The 23,885-nt window shown below is 45.6% G+C and carries 15 protein-coding genes, 1 tRNA gene and 1 pseudogene; 2 read left to right on the top strand and 15 right to left on the bottom strand.

Annotated features, from left to right (window positions below; genetic code table 11):
* Positions 1–47 precede the first annotated feature (47 nt).
* The 15 genes and pseudogenes from GL182_RS00615 to GL182_RS00545 all read right to left on the bottom strand — a co-directional run.
* A complete protein-coding gene (locus tag GL182_RS00615) occupies positions 48–932 on the bottom strand; it encodes an EboA domain-containing protein (RefSeq protein WP_163377637.1) in 885 nt (294 codons plus the stop codon).
* 166 nt (positions 933–1,098) lie between these two features.
* Positions 1,099–2,253, bottom strand: a complete 1,155-nt coding sequence (locus tag GL182_RS00610; RefSeq protein ID WP_163377636.1) for a Gfo/Idh/MocA family protein — start codon at positions 2,251–2,253, stop codon at positions 1,099–1,101.
* 48 nt (positions 2,254–2,301) lie between these two features.
* Complete coding sequence (locus GL182_RS00605; RefSeq protein WP_163377635.1) at positions 2,302–3,333, bottom strand: sugar phosphate isomerase/epimerase family protein; 1,032 nt, start codon at positions 3,331–3,333, stop codon at positions 2,302–2,304.
* Between the two features lie 173 nt (positions 3,334–3,506).
* Positions 3,507–4,712 carry a hypothetical protein gene (locus GL182_RS00600; protein WP_163377634.1) on the bottom strand — a complete coding sequence of 402 codons (1,206 nt, stop codon included), beginning with the start codon at positions 4,710–4,712 and terminating at the stop codon, positions 3,507–3,509.
* Positions 4,713–4,740: 28 nt separating this feature from the next.
* Positions 4,741–5,808: an aldose 1-epimerase family protein gene (locus GL182_RS00595; protein ID WP_163377633.1), complete on the bottom strand. Its 1,068-nt coding sequence runs from the start codon at positions 5,806–5,808 to the stop codon at positions 4,741–4,743.
* 104 nt (positions 5,809–5,912) lie between these two features.
* On the bottom strand, positions 5,913–6,710 hold the full coding sequence (locus tag GL182_RS00590; protein WP_163377632.1) for a DUF1080 domain-containing protein: 798 nt from the start codon (positions 6,708–6,710) through the stop codon (positions 5,913–5,915).
* Between the two features lie 77 nt (positions 6,711–6,787).
* Positions 6,788–9,448, bottom strand: coding sequence for a c-type cytochrome (locus tag GL182_RS00585; RefSeq protein WP_163377631.1), 2,661 nt, complete (start codon positions 9,446–9,448; stop codon positions 6,788–6,790).
* 205 nt (positions 9,449–9,653) lie between these two features.
* The gene (locus GL182_RS00580; protein WP_163377630.1) at positions 9,654–11,159 is read right to left on the bottom strand and encodes a RagB/SusD family nutrient uptake outer membrane protein; all 1,506 of its coding nucleotides are present in this window, start codon (positions 11,157–11,159) and stop codon (positions 9,654–9,656) included.
* 30 nt (positions 11,160–11,189) lie between these two features.
* Entirely contained in the window at positions 11,190–14,285 is a 3,096-nt protein-coding gene (locus GL182_RS00575) for a SusC/RagA family TonB-linked outer membrane protein (RefSeq protein WP_163377629.1), read from the bottom strand.
* Positions 14,286–14,645: 360 nt separating this feature from the next.
* Complete coding sequence (locus GL182_RS00570; protein ID WP_163377628.1) at positions 14,646–16,154, bottom strand: RagB/SusD family nutrient uptake outer membrane protein; 1,509 nt, start codon at positions 16,152–16,154, stop codon at positions 14,646–14,648.
* 19 nt (positions 16,155–16,173) lie between these two features.
* Complete coding sequence (locus GL182_RS00565) at positions 16,174–19,251, bottom strand: SusC/RagA family TonB-linked outer membrane protein (RefSeq protein WP_240469491.1); 3,078 nt, start codon at positions 19,249–19,251, stop codon at positions 16,174–16,176.
* A 313-nt stretch (positions 19,252–19,564) separates the two neighbouring features.
* Positions 19,565–19,930, bottom strand: coding sequence for a 50S ribosomal protein L19 (rplS, locus tag GL182_RS00560; protein WP_163377627.1), 366 nt, complete (start codon positions 19,928–19,930; stop codon positions 19,565–19,567).
* Positions 19,931–19,987: 57 nt separating this feature from the next.
* Complete coding sequence (gene trmD, locus GL182_RS00555) at positions 19,988–20,713, bottom strand: tRNA (guanosine(37)-N1)-methyltransferase TrmD (RefSeq protein WP_163377626.1); 726 nt, start codon at positions 20,711–20,713, stop codon at positions 19,988–19,990.
* Position 20,714: 1 nt separating this feature from the next.
* Entirely contained in the window at positions 20,715–21,245 is a 531-nt protein-coding gene (gene rimM, locus GL182_RS00550) for a ribosome maturation factor RimM (protein ID WP_163377625.1), read from the bottom strand.
* Positions 21,246–21,427: 182 nt separating this feature from the next.
* Positions 21,428–21,994 (bottom strand): annotated as a pseudogene (locus tag GL182_RS00545) (30S ribosomal protein S16); the annotation flags it as partial.
* Positions 21,995–22,338: 344 nt separating this feature from the next.
* Between GL182_RS00545 and GL182_RS00540 the strand changes: the two are divergent.
* Positions 22,339–22,410 (top strand) — tRNA-Arg (locus GL182_RS00540).
* 552 nt (positions 22,411–22,962) lie between these two features.
* The gene (locus tag GL182_RS00535) at positions 22,963–23,607 is read left to right on the top strand and encodes a collagen-like protein (RefSeq protein ID WP_163377623.1); all 645 of its coding nucleotides are present in this window, start codon (positions 22,963–22,965) and stop codon (positions 23,605–23,607) included.
* Positions 23,608–23,885: the final 278 nt, after the last annotated feature.

Here is a 23,885-nt window from a genome sequence, read left to right as displayed (position 1 = left end):
AAATGAACGGACCATATTAAGGGGAAACGGTTGCTACCAGATAAATATCACCTTTCCGAATCAAAGGCTTTACCTACCAGCACCCAATTCAGCTCCCCCTTTTCTATCGCTTCCAGATGATCCGGAAACTGATCCAACAGCTCCCTGCATTCCGCTCCCTTACCATGAAAGCAAGCCAGTGATACCGCCTTACGGTCCAATTCATCACCTTCTTTCAATACTTTTTCAAACATGCCTAATGTTTCCTGATCTACGAAAGGGGAAAGAAAGCGCCATAATTCGGGCATCACATTTCTCCCGGCCGACCAACGCTCGTGAACGTAATCCACCAAAGTTTTGGCCAGATTAGCATTGGCTCTCTCCTCCGCTCCGGTAATCCTGTAAAGTGGGCGCTGCATGAATATCGCTTTCAGCAGTAATTGATTCCAGGCAGGTTCATCTAAATATTCCGATGGATAGGGGTTGTTCAGGGCAATGGCATCAAATACAGAAGTAATATTGGTTCTGAGACCTTCCGATGCTCTTTTTTTAAGTTTTTCAGGAAAAGGATATAAAGGAAGGGCTGCATAAAGCGCCTCCAGTTCGTGCATGTCAGCCGATTCGAACAACTGGTCCAAAGTGGGCATCCAGCTTTCATTTTCCTCTGATAATACCCCCAATACCAGTACCGTTCGGGCCGTTTGCAGTGCTGTCCAGAATGAAGGCTGAAAACCGGGTCTTAATTCTTGAGCAGCAGCCACTTGCTGATCAGTAAGCTGAAAGGTATCCTTTGAGAAATACCTGGATGCCTGGCTGAATGCCAGAAATAACTTCATATTTCCTCTGGCACCATTTATCCTTGCTATTTGATCATCCAGCCAGCCCATGGATTCCGCCTTAGCCGCCTGGGAAAGTATGGCAATCAAAAATTGCCTGATGGAAGAAAGCGCCATAATCAATTGTTCATTTTAATTCTCTGTAAATATAACACTTATTATATTTCCATTTTTTAATCCTGAGAATAATCATATTTTCACCTGATCGGAAAAGGTAAAAGCAAAAAAATCCGGGCCAAATTGACCCGGATTAAATACAGTCTTTAACTCGGTCTCCCGAGAATTACCAATCCACACCGGTATCTTTCCAGCTTCTGGAAGCTGCCGAATCCAATACCGCCTGGCAGACCTTTTGGGTTTCATAGGCATCCTTAAACGTAGGTGCACAAGGTCCGTCCCCCTCCAGGCTCTTAAAGAAATCAGCCACCTGGTGAATAAAGGAATGCTCATAGCCTATGGAGGTGCCTGGAATCCACCAACGATCCATGTAAGGTTGGTCGGCATCGGTTACATGTATGGAACGCCAGCCTCTGACCACAGATTCATCCCGATGATCAAAATATTCCAAGCGGTTCAAATCATGCAGGTCCCAACGGATGGAGGCATGCTCCCCATTGATTTCAAAGGTATAAAGGGCTTTGTGCCCCCTGGCATAGCGGGTAGCTTCAAACAAACCAAGGGATCCATTGTCAAAATGGCAATGGAAGGTACAGGCATCATCTATACCCACCTTTTTCTTCTCTCCACTACTCTGATGGACCCTTTCCTTGATGAATGTTTCGGCCATCGCCGATACATCTTTGATCCCCCCATTCAGCCACATGGCTGTATCGATACAATGGGCCAATAAGTCACCCGTAACTCCTGAACCGGCTGCATCTGCATCCAGTCTCCAAAGGGCATCGCCACCCTGAGGCAGATCAGGACTTATGGTCCAGTCCTGAAGGAAATTGGCTCTGTAATGAAAAATTTTACCCAGTTTTCCGGAATCCACCAATTGTTTGGCCAGGGTTACTGCCGGAACCCTCCGGTAATTGTACCATACGGTATTCCTTACCCCGGCTCCTTCTATGACCTTCACCATTTCCTCGGCTTCTTCCAGGGTCCTGGCCAAAGGCTTTTCACAAAGGATCATTTTTCCTGCCTTTGCAGCGGCGATGGCGATTTCTGCATGGGTATCATTCGGGGTGCAAATGTCTATTGCATCCACGTCATCCCGTTCGATCACCTTCTTCCAATCCGTCTCATAGGAAGCATATCCCCACTGTTCGGCAAAAGCCTTGATCTTTTCTTCTCTTCTGGAGCAAGCTACCTGCAAGACAGGCCGGTACTCATATTCAGGGAAAAAGTCTCCCAATCTCTTATATCCGTTGGTATGGATCCTTCCCATCAGACCCGTACCGATCATTGCAATTCTAATTTTCTTCTTTTCTGACATGTTTTTTGATTTTTGTTGGAAAATAAAGATTCATCCGGAAAATCTAGATCAAGCCTTCCAGCCGTGTGCGTTGCGAACCTGAATCAGTGCAGCCAGAATGTTATTCCAGGTGTCCTGCTTACTCATCACCGCATTGGGAAACATACAACCGTCCCAGCAGATATGGTTAAAGGCTTTGGTGAGTTCACCTTTTTCATCCCTCAGCCAGTATCCCGCATCTTCAGCAATGTCCAATTTCCCATTGGGGTCATTGGCCAGACAATGCCGGCCTGTTTTGTCATGAGATCCGGAACCAAAAACAGTGGCATCATTCTGAGCCACATGAAAGTCTATGGTCCAGGGGCGCAAGGCATCGGTCATTTCCTTCAATGCCGCTTTCCATACGGATTTATCCTTCCAATCGTAGCCCTCAGGCAAAATCCTGTGTTCTGGGTAGTTATAACCCAGGGTATATAAGAGGGTGTGGGCCATATCCGCCTGGAAGCCCAGGTATGGACTGTCTACGGATTCCAGGGTTTCCAGCATGGTTTTCCAGCTGTGCATGCCTCCCCAGCAAATCTCTCCTTCAGCCGCCAACTTTTCGCCGTAATTCTCGGCAATTTTGCAAGCCTCTTTAAAGGTCTCCACGATGATCTTCTGACTGCCTTTGGGATCCTTTGCCCATTGTTCGGGACTACTGGCCGTATCCACCCGGACAATTCCATTCGGTCGGATTCCTGCTTCCCGGAGCTTTGAAGCCAGTTTACAGGATTTCTCCAGTAAATCCAGGTAGGTAGCCCGGTCTTCTTTTGAACCCAATATGGGACCTCCCCAGATAGGAGCCACTACCGAGCCGATTTCAAGATTGTAGGAAGATACCTTGTCAACAAGCTTTTTCACCCCATCATCGCCCATTTCCAGATCGATATGCGGATCAAAAAGACCTATGTCCACTCCATCAAACTTTACTCCGTCAACTTCCGCTTTGGCGGTGTTTTCCAACATCTCATCAAAAGAAATGATGGGTTCCGAATCGGGCCCCTTTCCTACGATTCCAGGCCAGGTGGCATTATGTAACTTTGGAAAATTATTTTGGGACATAATATTATTTTTTTTACTATGAATAATTGATTGAAATTAAAATAAAACTCTGTTTGAGAGGAGTCTCCAGCTCTTTACCGGAGATCTTCCTCCAAAAATCCCCTTCAATTTAATAAATAACTGAAAGAATCCCAGTATAAAACAGGATTCTGCCGCTATATATAAGGATATACTTATAGTTTAAGGTCTGGATTTCCTGGACCAAAATGTTTGAGCATCACAATCGGATCTGTTTTAGAGTGATTGCTGATTTTTACTCCCTCTCTGGCCGCCTTTTCAGTAACAAAGTACTCGTCATGGGTCAATTGTCCATATCGGATGAGGGCAGGGGTCTCTACATCCCAAACACCCATGGTCCCATGACCTTGCATCATGATCATGCCATAAGCCGCATTGTCCTTAATCGTAACCGTTTGTCCGGGCATGACCGTCAGCTCTTTGGCACTGAAAGCATCGGACCGATAGCATATCCAGTTTTCAATAAATCCTTCTGCTTCCATCGCAGTGGTATCTTTCACAGGAACAGGAGCCATGAATCTGGTCTCCAGGATATTTGGATCCACATTCAAATCCCAGTCAATGACTTCCATCAGCTGGTCAAAATCACCCATCCGGTCTTTCGGAGTTCCCTTCCATAGGAGCTCCTCCGGAATAATGGCTTCGTTGACCAATGATTGGTACATGGCAAATACATCGGAAGCCTTTTGGGGCTCATAGGTACACATGCTACCAGGCGCATGCAGCATGCCCGGAGGCACATCCCAACCCGTACCCGGATCCAGTTTAAAGGCCTGGGAGAAACTGGTTATTTTGTTGTCCCCTTTGTTGAAATTCATCAGGCATTCCTTGATTTGCTCCCTGGTAGTACCTGGGGCAATACCGAAGAATGTATAAGGAAAATCACCTCCGTGGTTATTTAACTGCGGTGGGAAATAGTAGGCTTCCGGCTTTCCTTTCATGCCAATTTTAGCCGCATGTTCATCATTGTGATGGATGTGATGAGGCAAAGGACCCATATTGTCAAAAAATTTGGAATACATGGGCCAACTTTGGTGCTCTCCCCAGATCCGGTCTCCAATAATTTCCCCTTGTAATTCATCAATGACATCTTTCAAAAGGAGCTGCTCTTCCTTACCCGCTGCGCCGACTACGACCTTGCTCAGGCCTTCATGCTTTCCGGTAAGGGGGCCATTTTCAGCCGGTGTAGTGGAAGAAAGCCAACGCTCATCTATACCGCCTCTTTCTCCTCCAAGTACATAATAATCATCCGGATGCAGTTTTATCCTTCTTCCGGGAACGCAAAAAGACCTGGGTACCCAGGTAGGAGCCAAACGTAAAATGCCCTGTCCCTCTTCTAATGCTTTTTTTGCCAAACTCATAGGTTCTAATTAGATTTATTGTTGTTGCTTATTGATTATGATTTACAAATGATGCAATGTCGTTTTGACCCGTTATGATATCGAATTGCAGCTCATATTGACGCTTTTCTCCGGGTTTGAGCATGATCAGGCTACCATCCTTCCTGGCCTGCTGCTGACCAATAGGTGGATGCGTTCCCGGCTCCAGGGCTGTCACATATTCATTTTCGCCCCAGTGTTGCCAATTGATCAACCAGGGCAATTGATTTTTGCTGAAACTCATCCGAAGGGCAAATCCCAGGTCAGGATTATATATTCCTGCCCGGCACAAGCCGTCGGATTCCGGCTCCGGTTGAATGAAGGCTACATCCTCTCCAAAACCTGCATGGGCCTTTAGGGGAGGAGGGCAGGATTTAAAGTCATTCTTTTCATTAAATATCCGATTTTCCAGATCCCCATCCCTGGATTCCCATTTCCCACTCCAAATGATCTGGCTTCCCTCGTCAATCAGCGGCCAGCCAAAATTAACATGGTACAACAACATGTGAGGAGCCGCCAGATTGGAGTCATTGGTGACCTCATCCCTGATTTTAAGATAAGGTTTCCCCAGGGTTCCGGAAATGGTCCTTTTCAATACCAGATGAGGGCCAAACACGCTGCTTTCCCTGATAATACCGCTAATGTGCATGTCCAAATCTCCATTGCCTAAATCCGGCTGCTTGACAGAACAAATTTCAGCGGGAAGATTGGAAATACTGCCATGCAGGCCTCGTTTTCCCTGCTCATCCTCCTCCGGACCGCCTACGTGACTCAAGCCACAGGTGGTGACCAGTCCGCCGCCAAAAGTACGCAACCAATCCAAGCCTTCGGATGTGAACGGAGAAGGGGGAGTAATACCTACCTGGCTGATCCATGACAAGGCATGAGCCCCAAAGGATGCCGAAGCAACATCCATGGCACGGTCAAGTACCAGCTTGTATCGCAAGCCTGCTCCGGTATCAATCCAGGCAATGCGTACACCTTTACCTGAGCCATTATCTAAAACAGCCGTTTCAATGCCTCCTATTTGTTGGGCATTACCTACTTTTCCTTCCCATGGTTTGTTGCCTTCACCCATAAAATATGAATAATGGATTCAATTTAATTATTCTAACTTTTCCAACCATCCTGTTCTTTCGGGTTTGCCCCCGAAAAAATGGTCATAAAAATCGCAGTAAATGATCAAAGTTCCTTTAAATAGATGTTTTTGTAGGCAACCTGCATGGGCGGACCTACATGTACCTGCATGCCCAGGTATCCCTCCATGGTCCGGTTGGCCGGATCTTCATCCGTAACGTCACTCATCAGGGTACCGTTGATAAAATGCTGCAGCCTGTTACCCCTGGCGATGATATGGATTTCATTCCAGTCATTGGATTTGACCTCCTTTTTCATCTCTTCCCGATCTCCAAGTTCCTCAACTACTTCCAGCCCAAGCCAGGCATTTCTTTCAACATTGGCTCTCAGGTCCCCCTCCTTTTCCTGGGGATTGATTTTGGTTTTTTGTCCGATATAGGCCAGGGTAGTCCTTTTTCTTTCTTCATAGTTTTGCCCGGTATAATTGTTTTGGCCATCAATATCCGCCTGGTAGCCTTTCAATGCATGGGCCAGGCCCTCTACCGGCTCACTGCGGTAATTCACCCCCGAATTTCCTGCTTCCGTTATTTTAAATTCTGCCTTGAATTCGAAATCAGCCGGCTGTCCACCTTGCCAGATGATAAAGTGGTTCCTATCCAGGGTGGTCTCTTCAGTAATTTCTCCCACCAGGGTTCCATCTTCCACCCGCCAATAGGTCGGGTCACCATCCCAGCCATTTAAGCTGCTTCCGTCAAAAATCTGTACAAATCCGTCATTGTCGTCCTGAACTTGTATGGCCTCTGCCACACTTTCAGTTTCGGTATCATTTTGCTGTCCTGAACCACAGGCAAATGCAAACGTGGAAATCGCAGCCAGCAAGGCTACTTGTGAAAATTTCTTCATTGGGTACTGGTTTAGGTTTAAATTTTTCAGGCCAAACAAATGCTGCCTGGCCTGAAATTTTAAGTTATTGTGAGATGCTATTGGTAAACTTCATGGTTTGGATTGCCTCCGGAGACCAGGTAAGCCATCAGATCTTTTAGCTCCTCTTCATTCAATCGGTTAACCAAACCAGGCATCATGACAGATACATCAGATTCTTTGATACTGGTCACCTCATCTTTAGAAACTTCTTTGATCACTTCAGGTGCGAAAGGATTTTGAGACACATAATAAGTATCATCATCTTCCCTGATCAACCTGCCCACTACAGAAGATTTATCTCCCATAACGAAAACCATGGCTGCGTATTGATCCGAGATCACCGCACTTGGGTCAAGGGTAGCCTCCAGAATATCTTTAGGAGTAAACCTGTTGCCCAACTGGGTCAGGTCCGGACCTACGGCACCACCTTCTCCGCCTATGGCATGGCAGGAACTACAAAGTGCTGCGGCGTACATGGCCTTTCCTTTTTCCAGGTCCCGGTTTTCCAGGTCCTCCACCAGTGGTGTGGCCTCATCCATCGTCCATCGTCTTCCGGGGCCTTCAGGCTGTATTTCCGAAGCGGCAATATCATTGCCCGATCCGGTCAACAGCTTGCCACCGGAAAGTTCATCATATCGGTCAAATTCGCTTTGGGGAACAGTACTCAGGGCCATTTTCCTCGCCCGGTCGATAAAGCCTACATAACTTCTTCCTCCCTTGTATTGAAAAGCATTGTGGGTCCAGTTGAAATATTTTTCGTAAGACTCCTCATCCCAACCGGCCTTGGCACCACCCAATACCGTGGCGTAATAGGTTTGCTGCGCTGGAGGAACATTGGCCAACATATTGGCAATATCCAATCCGTATTGCGGGTTTCTCATGATCAAATCGGAAGAAGCCGTTAGTGTTTTCTGGAAATTCGGATCGTCCTCTGCACTTTCAAGCAGACTTAGCAACTGTGGTACGGCGGATGGAGCCTCCAGGGCAACCATTACCTTACCAAGTACCCGGTTCAGGCTGTTACTCTCAGCAGGAAAATGCTCATCCAGATAGCTGATCAGCTGATTTCTTACAGCACCCGTAGGGTTGCCATGCCGGTCTATCACTACCTCGATGGCTCTGGAAAGATTTAACTGATCTTCTTCATTAAGGGCCGCATAGTCTATCCCCATCAGGGCCTGTATCATGGCATTTCTTTGAGAGGCATTTCCGTGCCTTGCCATGGCAATCATGGCTTGAGTCAGTGTTCTTGGATCCTTTTCATTGAGGGCTTTGCTTTGCCATTCTGAAATAGGCTGATGCTCTACAGCAATCCTGGCCGCATACTGAACAAACCTGTCTGCATGCTTCAGGTAAGGCCAGGCAAAATCTACCGCACCTGCCTGGGGTCCATCATGGTATGCCTCCAGGCTTCTGCGGATCTGATGTTCTTCCGGCAAATCGGCTTCTGTAAGCCCTCCATTATCATCCCCACTTAAATCGCCTGTATAATGAACCCGGTACAGGTCAGACTCCAGTCGTCTCCCTCCGGTCATAAAATACAAAGCCCCATCAGGCCCAATTACCCCATCAGTAAGGGGCAGGGGTGATCCTGAAATAAACTCTTCTCCGGTAGCTTTATAAGAGCCTCCTTCAGGCTCCAGGTTGATTTTGTACATGATCCCAAAACTCCAGTCAAAGGCGTACAGCGCATTTCTGTAGTCCGCTGGAAATTTGGCATTGGTACCATAAAACACATTGGTAGGAGAGCCCTGGCCAATGTTAAGGATGGCAGGGAGGTTGTCTGTATAGTCGGGAGACCACTTCTTGTTTCCTGTTCTCCATCCGTATTCACTTCCGCTGGTTACATGGTTGATACGGGTAGGTCGGTACCAGGGCATACCAAAATCCCATTCCATATCGGAATCATAGGTAAAAAGATCTCCAACTTCATTGAATGCGATATCAAATGGATTTCGGTAACCCACACTGATCAGCTCCCATTCTTTCCCTTCAGGGTCAATTTTAGCTACCCATCCTCCCGGAGCACCTCTGTTATTCGCATGCCCTCTGGGATCTTTGATTTCCGGGATCAGGTTATCATCCGCCCAGACTCTGGGTATACGGTAATGATCCATTTCCGGTACGTCAATGTGGTTTCCTACCACGATATAAATGGATTGTCCATCAGGAGAAACCACCATGCTGTGGGGCCCGTGTTCTCCAGGGCTACCAGTGAATTCCCTCAGGGTAGTGATCTGATCATACTGATCGTCTCCGTTGGTATCCTGAAGCCTGTAGATGCCCGTATTTTTATCGAATTCATCGTTTGCCCGGTGATTCACCATCACGTAAAGGCTATTAAACGCATATAAAAGGGCCTGGGCATAGCCCATACCTATCTTATCGTCTCCATTTTCTCCGATAATGAGTTTTTCCACCTTTGGGCTCAGGGAATCAGAACCAATGGCTGGAACCTCAAGCCGATAAATGGCACCGTATTGATCTACGGTTAACAACCTGTCCTTATCATCAAAAGTCATACCGACCCAGGATCCCTGCTCGTTGGCCCCGGGGCTGTACAGGTGCTCCGCCTCAAAACCAGACGGCAATTTTAATTTGGCTACCTTGGGGTGTACATCCTTTTGCTCACCACTGCCCCCATCCCCACAAGCTCCTGCAATCAGCAGGATAAGGGCAGCCATCAGCCAGTTTTTCATTGAATTTTTATTATACATATGTTTATCATTAATTGGCAATTCTTTATTCAAGTAATTGTAAAGAAACCTGCTTAAAATTAACCCAAATACCCCGTTAATTAAAGCCAGTAATAGGAAAATTATACCTTTGGTCATAATTAACCAAAAACAGCGGAAAGCCTGTATGCTCTCCGCTGTATCTTAAAGGCTGGGTTATACCGTTATTGTCATGTTACCATGGAGATCAGAAATGAGGTGTAATCTCCGCTTCTGCAGCAGGTAGCGCATAATATTTGGTGATATTGGTAAAAGCATTGGACCGGAAAGTTGCTCCGTCAGGATAGTAATAATCCAGAGGATTGGCCAAAGCCCTTTGTCCGAAATCGCCAATGATTTCCTGTACCCTGTCGGCACGGGTGATGTCAAACCACCTTTTGTTTTCAAAGGCCAGTTCCACCCTTCTCTCCTTGAAGATGGCTTCTCTCATATCGGCCTGACCAGATGCATTGGTATCTGCCAATCCGGCACGGTTTCGTATCTGATTCAAGTATCCGGCAGCCTCTTCGGTCTTACCCTGCTCATTTAGCGCTTCTGCCAGGAAAAGCAATACTTCCGCATAACGATAAATGGGCCAGTTAATTCCGTGATTGCCATGCAAATCATGGTGCTTGGCATATTTTTTAATATAAGGATACACTTTGTCATCCCGGTCACTACCTGCAATTTCCACATAATCAATGGAAGCATCCTTTCTTAAATCACCTTCCTCATAGGCTGCGATGATATCAGGAGTAGGAATGTTATTACCCTCTCCATCCAAAGGCTGTGCATTGGAGGTGCCGGTGATGGGAGATAACTCCTGAGGAGAAATAGGTCGTGGCATAAAGCTATATAGAAAACTGCTGTTCAAACCTTCAGGTCCTTCAAGGTACTGCACTTCGAACAAAGATTCTGCATTGTTCTTATTGCCCACGCTTTCTGAAAACACATCTTCGTAGTTTTCTATCAATTCATATTCTCCACTGCTCTCAATCGCCTTCAGCAAGGTTTCTGCTTCTGCCCATCGCTTCTGGGTAATAAACACATCCGCCAATAGCATCTGAGCAGCTCCCTTGGATGCCCTGCCCACGGCTTGCTGAGACCTAACAGGCAATAAATTAACCGCAGACTGAATGTCACCGATCAGCTGGGTATAAATTTCGGCTTCTGGTGTCAAAGGCAAAGCTGCTTCCTCCCGGGTAGTCACCGGAGTCAGGTGCAGGGGAACACTACCGAAGTATCGGGCCAATTCATAATAGGCATAACCGCGTAGGAATAACGCCTGACCTTTCAGGTTATCTTTAGCTGTCTGATTAAACTCCACATCGTCTATCTGGGACAATATCTGATTGGTTCTCGCAATGATCAGGTAGTCCTGACGGTATTGATTCAGTACATGCACATTGGACGTGATCCCCTGAGCTTCAGGCAGTGCATGATCCGAAAGGTCTTCCTGCTGTTCCGTAGCGCCAAAGTTAATGTTCCGTGCATAGATGGTATTGTCTGAACGCATCTCACACAATAACCAGGACCGGTCGTTGGCAATGGTCCGCATGGGGGCATAGGCTGCATTCACCGCTTGCTCAAAATCTGTCTCCGTCTGATAGAAGGTGGCAGAACTCAATGCAGTTTCAGGAGCTATGGTCAGGAATTCTTCGCAGCTTGACAGCGTAATTCCCAAGAGTGCTATGATGATATATATTTTTTTCATTTTCCAGTCAATTTTAGATGAAAAGGTTCATTAGAACGTAAAATTAGCGCCTACGGTGAACGTGCGTGGAACGGGGTAGCCTGTAAGGTCTATTCCGGGACTTAAGTTACCACCGTCACCTTGTCCATTGTCCTGCTGACTTACTTCGGGATTGGGCCCACCCCAATAATTCGTGAAAATATACACATTCTGAACAGATGCATAGAACCTGGCTGATTTTACCACATTGGCTATGGGACCGGCATTGTAACCCAGGGTGATGTTTTTGATGCTAAAGAATGAAGCATCCCAGACGAAGTTGCTATTTGCCCAGTCCCGCTCGATACCGGTCACGTTTCCTCCACCTACTGTGGTTCCGAATATTCCTTCACCCGGATTTTCAGGAGAACGGAATCTGTCATTGGCCTTACGAACCATGTTAAATACACCGTCCAGGTTCGCCGTACTGAAAAGATGTCTCATGTACAACTGATTTCCATGGGATCCGGAGCCAATGATATTCAGGTCCCACTTTCCATATTTGAAATTATTGGTGATACCATAAGTAAAATCCGGGAACGGATTTCCAATAATGGTACGGTCATCGTTGTCACCACCAATGGTAATGATACCATCTCCGTTGACATCTTCCAATTTGATGGAACCCACTGTGGACCTTCCGGGAACTTGAGGAGAGTTATTCAGATCCTCTTCGTTCATGTAATTTCCCAGCTTCCTCAATCCGTAGAACTGTCCGAATGGTTGCCCTACCTGTGTGATATGAAATTGACCATATACACGGTCAATACCTTCGGCAAGATCCATTACCTGGTTACGGTTAAACGATATGTTGGCATTGGTCGTCCATAACAGTTTTCCCTGGGTATTTCGGGAAGTTATGGCAAATTCATGGCCCCAGAACTTGATTTCTCCAATGTTGTCGGTAAAGCTGCCAAACCCAGCTTCCTGTGGAATCTGCACATTGTACAACAGGTTGGTGGTGTTTTTGGTATAGAAATCATAAACAAACTGGATGCGATCGTCCAATAATCCCAGGTCTAATCCAATGTCAAACTGCTGGGTGGTCTCCCATCCAAGGAATGGGTTTTGCAGCGAGGTAATCGCAGCACCCGGAACCACCGAATTATTGAAAACGTGGTTAACGGTATTGTTTACCAAGGCATATTGGGTATAGTTACCGATATTGTTGTTTCCGGTTACCCCATAGCTACCTCTCAATTTCATGAAAGAAACCTTATCGCTGGTATTTAAAAAACCTTCATCAGACATTACCCAGCCGGCAGAAACAGAAGGGAATACACCCCAGCGGTTCTCTGAACCGAATCGGGAAGAACCATCCGCCCTGATGGCCGCAGTCACCAGGTATTTACCCTGATAATTGTATGTCAATCGGCTAAGGAAAGAAGTCAATGCCCACTCCTGAACATCGGAAATGGTACTTCCCCTGTTGATGTTGATGGCTCCCTGAACAGTAGGCAGCCGGTCATCCGCATAAGTATTGGCGGCTACCTGCGTACGGTCCAAACGGAATTTCTGGTTGGTAAAACCTCCCAACAACTGGAAATTATGGTCGTTAATGGATTTGGTATAAGTGATGGTATTTTCATTCAACCAGCTGAAAACTTCCCGGTTGTCCCTAACCGATGATGCTACAGTAGGAATGGCCTGGTTCATACCTGGAGTAGCAGTAGAAGGGTTGAAATAGAAATACTTACTATTCCTGATTTCCGCATTAAATGTTGATTTGATTTCAAGACCCTCTATTGGCTGGTATTGCACATAGGCATTGGAAAGCAGATTGGTCTGCTTGGTTTCATTGGTAATTTCAAGCGCAGAACGCACGTAATTTGGATAAGCGAAAATATTTCCAGTTTCACCTGGGAATCGGTTGAAATAGGTCAACTCACCCTCATCATCGTAAATGGGCATGTTAGGCCAGGTATGCAGCGCATTGAACAGTATCCCGGTACCTCTGGAACCATCTGTCCTGGGAGTGTTATCCTGAACATAGGTTGGCGCCAGGTTAAATCCTAGCGTTAACTTATCAGATGCTGTATAATCGGAATTGATACGCAAAGAAAACCGCTCATAGTCAGTATTCAAGACCACACCCTCCTGATCAAAGTAACCAGCTACCACAGATGTTCTCATTTTTTCTGTGTTGGAATTAATGGTCAGGTTATAGTTGGAAATAGGAGCGGTCTGAAGCAAGGCATCGTACCAATCCTGAGTTTGACCTTCGTATTGCGAGGGATTCTGAAACATGTCAGGAACGGATCTTCCTGCATCTTCAAAGTATTCCTTTTTAAACTGAGCAAATTCCACCGCATCCATCATTTCAAGACGGTTATAATGCGGCACATTTTGCAAACCCTTATACACATTCAAAGAAACGGTCGATTGTCCGGCCTTGCCTCTTTTGGTCGTGATAAGTACTACACCATTAGCCGCTCTTGATCCATATAAAGAAGTAGATGCAGCATCTTTGAGGATGGTGATATCCTGAATCTCATCCGGATTCAGGGTGGATATATCTCCCGTGATAGGGAATCCATCCACTACATATAGGGGGGAACTTCCTGCGGAAACAGATAACTGTCCACGTATCCGAACATTCATTCCCTGACCGGGTTTTCCAGTTGTTTGGTTGATCTGCACACCGGCAAGCTGCCCTTGTAGTTTTTGGGCCATCTGTGGAACCGGGATGTCCATCAGGTCATCTCCCTGGACGGTTTGTACCGAACCAGTGATTTCCTTTTTTAACTGGCTACCGTAACCTACTACCACTACTTCTGTCAGGTCACTCATGGAGGAAGCCAGTACGATTTCGTATTCCGTCTGGCCTCCCTGTACTGGAATTTCCTGTGTAGTATATCCGATATAGCTTACGGACAGTATTTCACCGGCAGCCGCTTCTACCTGAAACCTACCGTCCAGGTCGGTAACCGTCCCGCGGGTGGTTCCTTTTACCAGGACGGAAACTCCCGGTAATGTTTCATTGTCTCCCTCAGAGCGCACCACACCGGAAACGGTGCTCTGGGCATAGGAAACGAAAGTCAATAGCATGGCCGCCATAAAAGCAATCAGGCGCCTGCTATCCAAAATTGGGTAACAATCTTTTTTCATAATACATAGGTTAATTTACATGGATTTATTCAAGCATTCCCACAGTTGTACCTGTGAAAATCTTCCTAAATTAATCATATATTTTTATTACAGCCATCCTGTACTGTGCTGAACGAATTTTTCCGATACTCATTTTGAAAAAATTATCAAGTCTATAATTTTAATGGGAAAATCATTCTAAATAAAAATTTAATTTTGATTTGTAGAAATAAAAATGGAATAAATAAAATTTTGTCGAAAAATTTCCATCTACAAGAAATTTACTACTGAAATTTAAGCAACGGCAAAAAAAAGATCACCGGAAAACAAAGCCAAAACCTTTGGTTTCCGGTGATAAAAATCATGAATTTATTTTGTGGCCTAGTAGCCTGGATTCTGGGTCAGTTCCGAATTGATCCTGATTTGATCCTGAGGGATGGGAAACAAAATTTCATGCGCCTCAAAGATAAAATCTCCGTTGGAAAATGGAATGCCTTCCCTGGATGTAGTGGGGTCTGCCCGTTCTCTCAATCCATAATCATTCAGAAAACTTACCAACTCCTGGGTACCCATGGTCCTCTTCAAATCAAACCAGCGGTGATTTTCAAATGCCAGCTCTATCCTTCGTTCCTGCATCAGGGCTTCACGGAAAGCATCCTGCCCCAGACCACTTAAGGGATCCAGGCCTGCTCTTTCTCTCACCTCATTCAGGTAGCCATAGGCTGTTCCGGTAGGACCATCTGATTCATTAATGGCCTCCGCCAGCATCAGTAAAACATCTGCATACCGGATCACCGGCCAGTTATCATTGGTGACACCCCGAATAGAATGGGGGTGATTGTATTTGTTGATAAAAGGAACAGCTACGTATTCTCCCTCCAGATTGGTATAGCCTTCTTTCAGGGAAACCTCTTTTCTCAGGTCACCCTCTTCATAGGCGGCAATGATATCATTGCTGGGCGTATTCCAGCCTCCGCCTTCCTGCCCGGGAAAATCAATCACTGCTCCAAAGGACTCCCTGGGCGCAAAAGTATAAATGAAATTACTATTTACGCCAAACTGATTGTCTCCCTGGTACTGAATATCCCAGATAGATTCCTGGTGGTTTTTGTTCTGGGGGTCAAAAATATCTGCATAATCAGACAATAAATCGTATCCCAGTGTGGTGACCTGATTCAGTGCTTCAATCGCCTGAGGATATTCTTTTCTCGTCAAATGAACTTTCCCAAGAAGACTCAAGGCAGCACCTTTAGTGACACGGCCTATATTATCCCCATCATAGCTTGCGGGCAGTGCATTTACAGCAGCATTCAAATCGGAAAAAACCTGCTGGTAAACCGTTTCTACCGGTTGTCTCTGGTATTCGAAGGCTTCCGCTGGCGAACTCACCGGTTCGGTGATGACAATCACATCTCCAAAATGTTGTACCAGATGGAAATATAGATATGCACGTATAAATTTCAATTCTCCTTCCGAACGGCTTTTGATGGCATCGCCTGCATTAGACTCCGGAAGTTTTTGAAGCGTGGTATTTACATTTACCAGGATCCCATAGGTACTGTTATACAGGTTGGTAATGTTAGGAGTAGCGGGATTGTATTGCCAAAATTCCAGGGCTTCCAGCGAGGGTCCGGAACCTCTGTTCCCGGGATTAAAATGCAGGGTGGTATTGTCGGAAATAAATTCTGTGTATTGCCACTGGTTTAAGTGCAATGGACGTAATTGTCCGTATACCCCATTTACTGCCTGAATAACCTGAGTCTCGGTTTGGTAGAAATTCTCGGCTACCAATACGGTTGGGTCGGTTTTGTTCAGAAACTCTTCATCGCAAGCCGTGAAGGCCAGCAAAGTGCCCAAACAAAATGTTTTTATTTGCGTGTATTTTTTCATCTCTTCGGTAGTTTTATGTTTAGAATCTGATGGTCGCACCCAGGGTAAAGGTTCTGGGCATGGGATAAGCTTCGTCATCTACCCCGATATTGATTCCTCCCCTTCTGTTGATCTCCGGGTTGGTCCCGGGAAATGAGGTGAAAAGGAAAGGATTCTCCGCACTGAAAAACACCCTCGCATTGGGAATCACCGGATTTTGAGGGACGCTGTAACCCAGGGTGATGTTTCGCAACCACACATGTGACGCATCGTACACATACCTGGAATTGGACTCCCGTTGCCACTTCCAGGTGTTGGTGGTAGCGCCACGGCCGTCTCCGGGATTTTCTGCTGACCTCCACCGGTTGACACCTGACTGAAGGATATTGAACACCCCATCCATGTTCATGGTGGTGGCTTCTATATTCCGGAAAACATCGTAGTCGAAAGCTCCGGTAAACATGAAATTAAAATCAAAATTCCTGTAATCTCCTCCCAGGGTGAATCCCAGTATATAAGCCGGATGGGGATTACCGATCTCTATCATGTCTTGCTGATCGTAGGAAATCTCTCCGTCGCCATTCGCATCAAAATATTTGTAGGTACCTGGAATCGCCCCATCCTGGGTTGGCCAGGCTTCGATTTCATCTTCGGTATCGAAAATACCTAACATTCGGAAACCATGCAACATGGCCAGAGGACGACCTACCTTGGAAACATTATAGGTACTGTAGAAGCCTCCGGACCAGATTTCGTCATTCTCACCCCTGATTTCAAGCACTTTATTTCTGTTGATGGTCAGGTTCAGGTTACTTCTCAGGTTGAGTTGGTTGATCCGGGTCCTGTAATCCAGGGCCAGTTCCAAGCCTCTATTTTGAACCTGTCCCACATTATCCAGCGATTGGGTAAAACCCGAGATGACCGGCATTTCTACAGAAAGCAACATGTTATCAGTTAACCGGTTGTAATATTCAGCGGTGAAAATAAGGCGGTTGTCAAACATGGCCAAGTCCAGGCCGATATCTGTTTGTTGGGACTGCTCCCAACCCAGGTTGGCATTCGCAAAATTGGCCAGCACCTGACCATTGGCAATAGATCCTCCCAATACATAGTTGGAAATACTCATATTAGACAAACTGGAATAGTTACCGATGGCATTGTTGCCGGTCACACCATAACTTGCCCGTAACTTTAGATCCGTGATCCAGTTGGTCTGGGGCATAAAGGATTCTTCAGATATTCTCCAACCTGCAGAAAAAGCAGGAAAGTTTCCCCATTTGTTGTTGGCACCAAATCGGGAGCTTCCCTCTCTCCTGAAGGATGCTGAAAAAAGGTACCGATCATTGAAAGAATAATTGGCCCTGGCGAAATAGGCCAACAGGCTCCAGTCCGCCTCACCGGAAGTGGATACCTGCCGGATAGCTGCGCTCAGGTAGCGCACCTGGTCGTTGGCAAATTCATTGCCATTGCCTTGCAAATATTTAAACGTTTCTTCCTGGGCTGAAAACCCTACCAGGCCCTCCACCCGGTGATTACCCAGAATCTTACTGTAAGACAACAACTGGTCTGCAGAAATATTCAGGACCTCGTTCCTTCTTTGGTAAAGGGTAGCCTCTCTGGGAGGTGCCTGATTGAATCCGGTACCGGCCAAGGTGGATGGTCTGAATTCCTTCTGATCTGTATTTTCAAGGATGGCATTGACCGATGTCCGGAATTTGAAATTTTTCAGAAAGGAAAACTCCAGATAACCGTTGGTCAAAAGGTTGTTTTCATTCAAGGTACGCTCCATCTCGTGTAGTTCCTGTACCACATTGGCTGTCCCAAACACACCATGGGTACCGCCGATAAAGTCATTGAAACTGCCATCCTCATTATAAACGGGATTCCTGGGGTCTGCCCACAAAGCCCTGCCGATCAGGGCATCCCTTCCCTCTGTGGAAGCATAATCCTCTCTGGAATGGGAGGCAGCAATGTTCCAACCCATGCTGATAAAGTCATTGATCTTGCCATCAATATTGGCCCTTACGTTGAATCTTTCGAAACCGGTTTCAATGACAGCCCCTTCCTGGTTGACATATCCCACCGAAACCAGGGAGCGGATATCTCCTTTTCCTGCTGATAAGGTGGCATTGTAATTCTGGAACCTGGCATTCTGGTTCATGATTTCCTCAAACCAATCGGTAGAGATGGTGGTCTGCTCCGGGAACCTGAATTCCATGGGGATTTCTTCCAGATCAGGCTCCCTTTGTTCGAAATACCGGATCCTGTCCACAAAGCTATCATGCTTGAACTGCGCAAATTCCGGCCCGTTCATCATCCGGGTTCTGCGTCCATCCGGTACATTCTGAATCCCGTGATTGACCACAAAATCCAGGTTTACCGTGCCTTCCTTAGCAGATTTGGTGGTAATCAGGATCACCCCATTGGAACCCCTGGCTCCGTAAATCGCGGTAGAAGCAGCGTCCTTCAGTACGGTCATGCTTTCAATATCAGCGGGGTTCAGGTTCTGACCCAGGGAGGTACCCACCGGAAACCCATCCACTACATAAAGCGGCTGGCTACCGGCACCTAGAGAACCTATACCCCTAATGGTTACTTCCATTTCCTGACCCGGCCTTCCGGTCGGTTGCCTTACCTGCACACCTGCTGCCTGCCCCTGAAGCAAACGGGAAACATTGGTAGTCGGCACATCTCCAATATTTTCCATGTTGATAACGGAGACCGCAGAAGTGATATCTGCTTTTCTTTGTGAGCCGTATCCTACGACCACAACCTCACCCAGGTCGCCGATAGAGGCTTCCATGGAAATTTCATAGTTGGTTTGCCCTCCTGTAACGGCTACTTCTTTGGTTTCGAAGCCAATAAAACTTACGGTAAGGGTTTCCCCGGAGGCTGCCTGTATGGCAAAATCCCCGTCCATATTGGTGACTGTGCCACGGGTGGATCCCTTGACCAGGATGGAAACCCCCGGTAGGGGTTCGGCATCTTCTGCTGCTACAACCTTTCCTGTAATCTGACCTGCCTGCTGGGCATAGCCATTAAAGGTGAGTAACATCAGAAAAGCCATTACTGCAATTCCAGACCCTCGCAGGGCAGAATAGTAACATTTTTTCATCATCTTTTGAGTTTAGTTAATATTGATTCATACCAATAAATAAACTCATATTCTAATGGAATACTATCCTGCACTATCCTGCTTAAATAAAATTATATACCGGCATATAACTAATTAAAAAGTGCTTTATATGGTTTTTGACAAATAAAAATTCAATAGTGAAAGTTTAAGCTGATGGATAAGCCAGCCAATTAAATGAGGGATCTGAAGGTAAAAAATATTTTTCCGCATCTGGCTTGTTAGGAAATGTTACAGCTAGTGAAACAAAAAAGAGGGCCATATGGCCCTCTTTTTTGTTTCAGATGCAAGATAAAGCTTATTTCTTTACCCTGATTTTCTCTTTGATCTTGGCGGATTTTCCCTGTCTGCCTCTCAGGTAGAAAAGTCTTGCCCTTCTTACCTTACCCTCTCGGAGTACTTCAATCTTTTCCAGACTGGGAGAAATGATAGGAAAAATTCTTTCCACACCAATGCCATTGGATACTTTCCTTACTGTGAAAGTTTCCCCGTTGGTATTGACATTCTTTCTCTGAATTACAGTTCCCTGAAACTGCTGGATACGCTCTTTGGTTCCCTCAGTAATTTTCACGTGAACATTGACGGTGTCGCCGGCTTTGAAAGCAGGGAATTTCGATCTTGCGTCCTTGTAATCCTGTTCTACGAATTTAAGTAGTTCGCTCATTGCTTTACTATTTTGCTTCTCGCTTATATGGACACCCGGGGGATGCCCTTGATTGTCTCAATTATCGTTTCGTTCTTTATTAATCTCGCCTTTTTCAGAGGAAAAGTCCCCAGCAATCAAATCTGGTCTTCTTTCCCTGGTCCGGCGAACCGATTGTTCAAATCTCCATGATTCGATTTTTGCCGCATGGCCTGACAGCAGGACTTCAGGTACCTTCCAGCCTTCAAAATTGGCCGGTCGGGTATAAACAGGAGGGGCCAAAAGACCGTCCTGAAAGGAATCTGTGAGTGCGGAAGTCTCATCGTTCAACACTCCCGGAAGTAAACGGATGATGGCATCCGTCACCACCGCTGCAGCCAATTCTCCTCCGGAAAGCACAAAGTCACCAATACTGATTTCTTTGGTGATCACATGTTCCCTAACCCGCTCATCTACGCCTTTGTAATGACCGCAAAGGATGATCAGGTTTTTTTTAAGGGAGAGATTATTGGCCATAGACTGATTGAAACAGTCCCCATCCGGAGTCATGTAGATGACCTCATCATATGGGCGCTGCTTTTTCAAGTCGGCTATGCAATTGATAATGGGTTCTACCATCATGACCATTCCGGCTCCTCCGCCAAAGGCATAATCGTCCACATTTTTCTGCTTACCGATACCATACTTTCGCAAATCATGGAGCCTGACCTCAGCCAAACCCTTATCTTCCGCTCTTTTCAATATGGAATGGGAGAAGGGTCCTTCCAGGAGTCCCGGTAGCACGGTAATGATATCAATCCGCATATCAATCTTCCAGATAAATGTCAAGTAAGCCTTCCGGCAAACGGCAGAAAACTTTTTTTTCTGCCTTATCTACTTTTTGTAAGATTCCTTCCTGAATGGGAATAAGCACCTCTTTTTCCCGGTATTCCATTCCTATCAGGTCCTGGGTATCCAGGTCATAAATCACCTTTACCTTTCCCAATTCGCCCATATTCTCATCTATTACGGTAAAACCTACCAGTTCATGAAAATAATATTGGTCCTCCTTGAGTTCCGGTAAGGAAGACAGGGGAAGAAAAAGAGCTGCTCCCACCATGGGCTTGACCTGATCTACATGGTCAAACTCCTCAAATTTAGCCAGGAACCTATTGTTGGGTTGTGGTACCATATGTTCCAGAATGAAAGGAACCAACCGGTCGGATTTCTCTACGAAAACATGATTCAAATCCTCATAGTCTTCCGGAAAATCCACATCCAAAACCAACAATAACTCCCCTTGCAATCCATGAACCTTGGCTATATGGCCCAATTGAAAACAATTGTCTTTGTTCATGGCTGAAGGTAGATTTAATCTTTTTTGTCTTCTGAATCAGCAGACTTATCAGCTGAAGGAGTCTCCTCCTGAGGAGCATCAGCGGCTTTGGTTTCGGCTTTTGGTGCATCCTCTTTTTTAGGTGCTTCTTCTTCCTTAGGTGCTTCTTCTTCCTTAGGTGCTTCTGCTGCAGGTGCCGGAGCCTCTTCCTTAGGTTCTTCAGCGGCTACCGGTTCTTCCTTGGGAGCTTCCTCCTTAGGTGCTTCGGCGGCTCTGGCTTCAGCTTCAGCAGCTGCAACCGCAGCGGCGGCATCGTCTTCGCGCTTCTTGATGGCATCAAGTCGGGCCTGATTCTTGGCAGCTTCCGCTTCCAATGCAGCCTTTTTGACACTATCTCTTGCAGACTGAATTTTATCCACCTTGCTGGCGATGGCCTTTTCCTTGGTTTCTAACCAGGCATTGAATTTTTCATCTGCCTGTTCCTGGGTGATGGCACCCTTAACCACACCGATTTGCAGGTGTTTTTTCAACATCACACCCCGGTAGGAAAGCATGGCTTTCACCGTATCGGTGGGCTGAGCTCCATTCATCAACCATTTCAACGCCCGGTCGTTGTTGATGTTAATGGATGCAGGGTCAGTATTGGGGTTATAAGACCCGATCTTTTCAATAAAGCGTCCATCCCGTGGAGCCCTTGCATCAGCTACTACTACATCATAGATGGCCATTTTTTTCCGGCCCCTACGTGCTAATCTGATTTTTACTGCCATATTATATTGACTTTTAGTGAATTGATGGAACCCGTCCATCTTTATTTTTTGGACTGCAAAGATAAGGCATTAATATTAAAAAGAATAATAAGGCTATATTTTATTTGTGAAATAGTAAAATAATGGTTTAAATTGCGGTGTTTTTCGGGGGATAAGCCCTTGATTTTGGCTTAAATAAAACCTTAAGGGCTGTTTTTCAATAAATTAGCCCCTTCAAGATAGCATGGCCTCGTAATTCAATGGATAGAGTACCTGCCGGCAGGAAGAAAGTACGAGATAAAGAAAAATACCTGAATTCTGGAATTGGTAAAGAATTTTTGAAATCATTGGAGTAATAGTAATATGGCCTCGTAGTTCAATGGATAGAATAGAAGTTTCCTAAACTTTAGATACAGGTTCGATTCCTGTCGAGGCTACAAAAAACCCCTTATACAAGCTGTGTTTGGGGTTTTTGTGTTTTGGGGGACAGTTTAACTTTGGCTCCCAAAATAATTGGACAAAAGCTGGTAATACCGCTTTTTCGAATTCACTTTTTGAATTTTAATAATAAATCGTTTTTAAGCAAGAAAATTAATCGCTCCGGGGATCTTTATATCGTAACGACCCAATTTTTATAGGTAATATAACAAATCTGTTGAACAGCAATAACGGCATCTAAGAAAGGAGTCAAACCAACCACCTGATGGCTGGCTTTCTTGTAAGAAATTAACGAAAATAGGGTAAAAGTGTCAGTTGATTATCAGGGATAGCCAATTTTTAAAGACGGACCTATTAAGGCTAAAAACAGTTGTTTCTTTTCAGTTTGCAACATGATATAAAACGATGGCAACAATGACTAAATAGGATTTCCGGTTTATTGCTCATTTTTGAGGATATATAATAACAACTAAGAACCAATTAAAAAATTCACTTGGTCAGCCCATAAATCCAAAAAATAAAATTATTTTAAAATTTAAAACTTAATTCCTATGAAAATGAACCGAATTTTAAGTGAAAAATTTCTGACCATTATGACCTTGGCTTTTACAATGAGTTTATTTGGGTCATGTAGTTTGTTTGAAGGCCCACAGGGAGAGACAGGTCCGGTAGGCCCACAGGGTGAAATGGGCCCGGTTGGCCCCCGGGGAGAGAGAGGGGAGCCGGGTCAGAAGGGCGATCAGGGAGAAATTGGTCCGGCTGGACCAAGGGGAGCTCAAGGTCCCAAAGGTGAACAAGGTGCTCCGGGAAATGCCAATGTAACGGTATATACCTTTGATGGACAAGACTTTGCTATAAATAGCCTCAAACAATTAGAAATTTCAATGTCAATTGACGCTTTTAACAAAAAGCTTTTCTATACCTATATGAAAAGGGGTAACGTCTGGTACATTTTGCCGAATTATGGTAATGCTGGACGGACTTATTACAGAACCTATCATCAGTATATTTCAAACAGGAGTGCTGCCCAGATTACCATAGCACGGGTGAACACAACCGGACCGGGAGAAACTTACGAAGAAGTAAAAGTAGTGGCCATCGAAACCACGGAAAATTTGGTTCCAACCGTCATTCAACCTACTACCGATATAAGGGACTTTAACCAGTTTAGGAAAATTTTGGGAATACAAGAATGATTTAAGTTGATTTTTGCCAAACAGGAAAGCATCCGGAATAGTAGCCCCAAGCGACTGATGGTCAATTTTCTTCTTGACATCTATGCGCAAACTTCCCTGTCCATAAAGCGTATTGGCATGCTCAAAAACCAGTAGCTCAAAGGTCCGCTCTATGCTGAACTCTTTTTCGTTCAGGTGGTTTTCAGCTACCGAAACATCCGTCTTGAGGATTTTGCCCTGTGGGCCTTTTTTCTATGTGGATAAGCCCATGAAAGGTTTGGCTGCATTTGCTCAATTGG

Origin of the sequence: Cyclobacterium sp. SYSU L10401, assembly GCF_010993705.1 — a bacterium.
GTDB lineage: Bacteria > Bacteroidota > Bacteroidia > Cytophagales > Cyclobacteriaceae > Cyclobacterium.
The sequence above is the reverse complement of the archived record's forward strand: the minus strand, read 5'-3'. Positions and strand labels throughout refer to the sequence as shown.

Bases quoted from the DNA above. Each gene is read 5' to 3' on its own strand.
- GL182_RS00615 (WP_163377637.1), bottom strand. From the start codon at position 932: ATGGCGCTTTCTTCCATCAGGCAATTTTTGATTGCCATACTTTCCCAG.
- GL182_RS00610 (WP_163377636.1), bottom strand. From the start codon at position 2,253: ATGTCAGAAAAGAAGAAAATTAGAATTGCAATGATCGGTACGGGTCTG.
- GL182_RS00605 (WP_163377635.1), bottom strand. From the start codon at position 3,333: ATGTCCCAAAATAATTTTCCAAAGTTACATAATGCCACCTGGCCTGGA.
- GL182_RS00600 (WP_163377634.1), bottom strand. From the start codon at position 4,712: ATGAGTTTGGCAAAAAAAGCATTAGAAGAGGGACAGGGCATTTTACGT.
- GL182_RS00595 (WP_163377633.1), bottom strand. From the start codon at position 5,808: ATGGGTGAAGGCAACAAACCATGGGAAGGAAAAGTAGGTAATGCCCAA.
- GL182_RS00590 (WP_163377632.1), bottom strand. From the start codon at position 6,710: ATGAAGAAATTTTCACAAGTAGCCTTGCTGGCTGCGATTTCCACGTTT.
- GL182_RS00585 (WP_163377631.1), bottom strand. From the start codon at position 9,448: ATGTATAATAAAAATTCAATGAAAAACTGGCTGATGGCTGCCCTTATC.
- GL182_RS00580 (WP_163377630.1), bottom strand. From the start codon at position 11,159: ATGAAAAAAATATATATCATCATAGCACTCTTGGGAATTACGCTGTCA.
- GL182_RS00575 (WP_163377629.1), bottom strand. From the start codon at position 14,285: ATGAAAAAAGATTGTTACCCAATTTTGGATAGCAGGCGCCTGATTGCT.
- GL182_RS00570 (WP_163377628.1), bottom strand. From the start codon at position 16,154: ATGAAAAAATACACGCAAATAAAAACATTTTGTTTGGGCACTTTGCTG.
- GL182_RS00565 (WP_240469491.1), bottom strand. From the start codon at position 19,251: ATGATGAAAAAATGTTACTATTCTGCCCTGCGAGGGTCTGGAATTGCA.
- rplS (WP_163377627.1), bottom strand. From the start codon at position 19,930: ATGAGCGAACTACTTAAATTCGTAGAACAGGATTACAAGGACGCAAGA.
- trmD (WP_163377626.1), bottom strand. From the start codon at position 20,713: ATGCGGATTGATATCATTACCGTGCTACCGGGACTCCTGGAAGGACCC.
- rimM (WP_163377625.1), bottom strand. From the start codon at position 21,245: ATGAACAAAGACAATTGTTTTCAATTGGGCCATATAGCCAAGGTTCAT.
- GL182_RS00535 (WP_163377623.1), top strand. From the start codon at position 22,963: ATGAAAATGAACCGAATTTTAAGTGAAAAATTTCTGACCATTATGACC.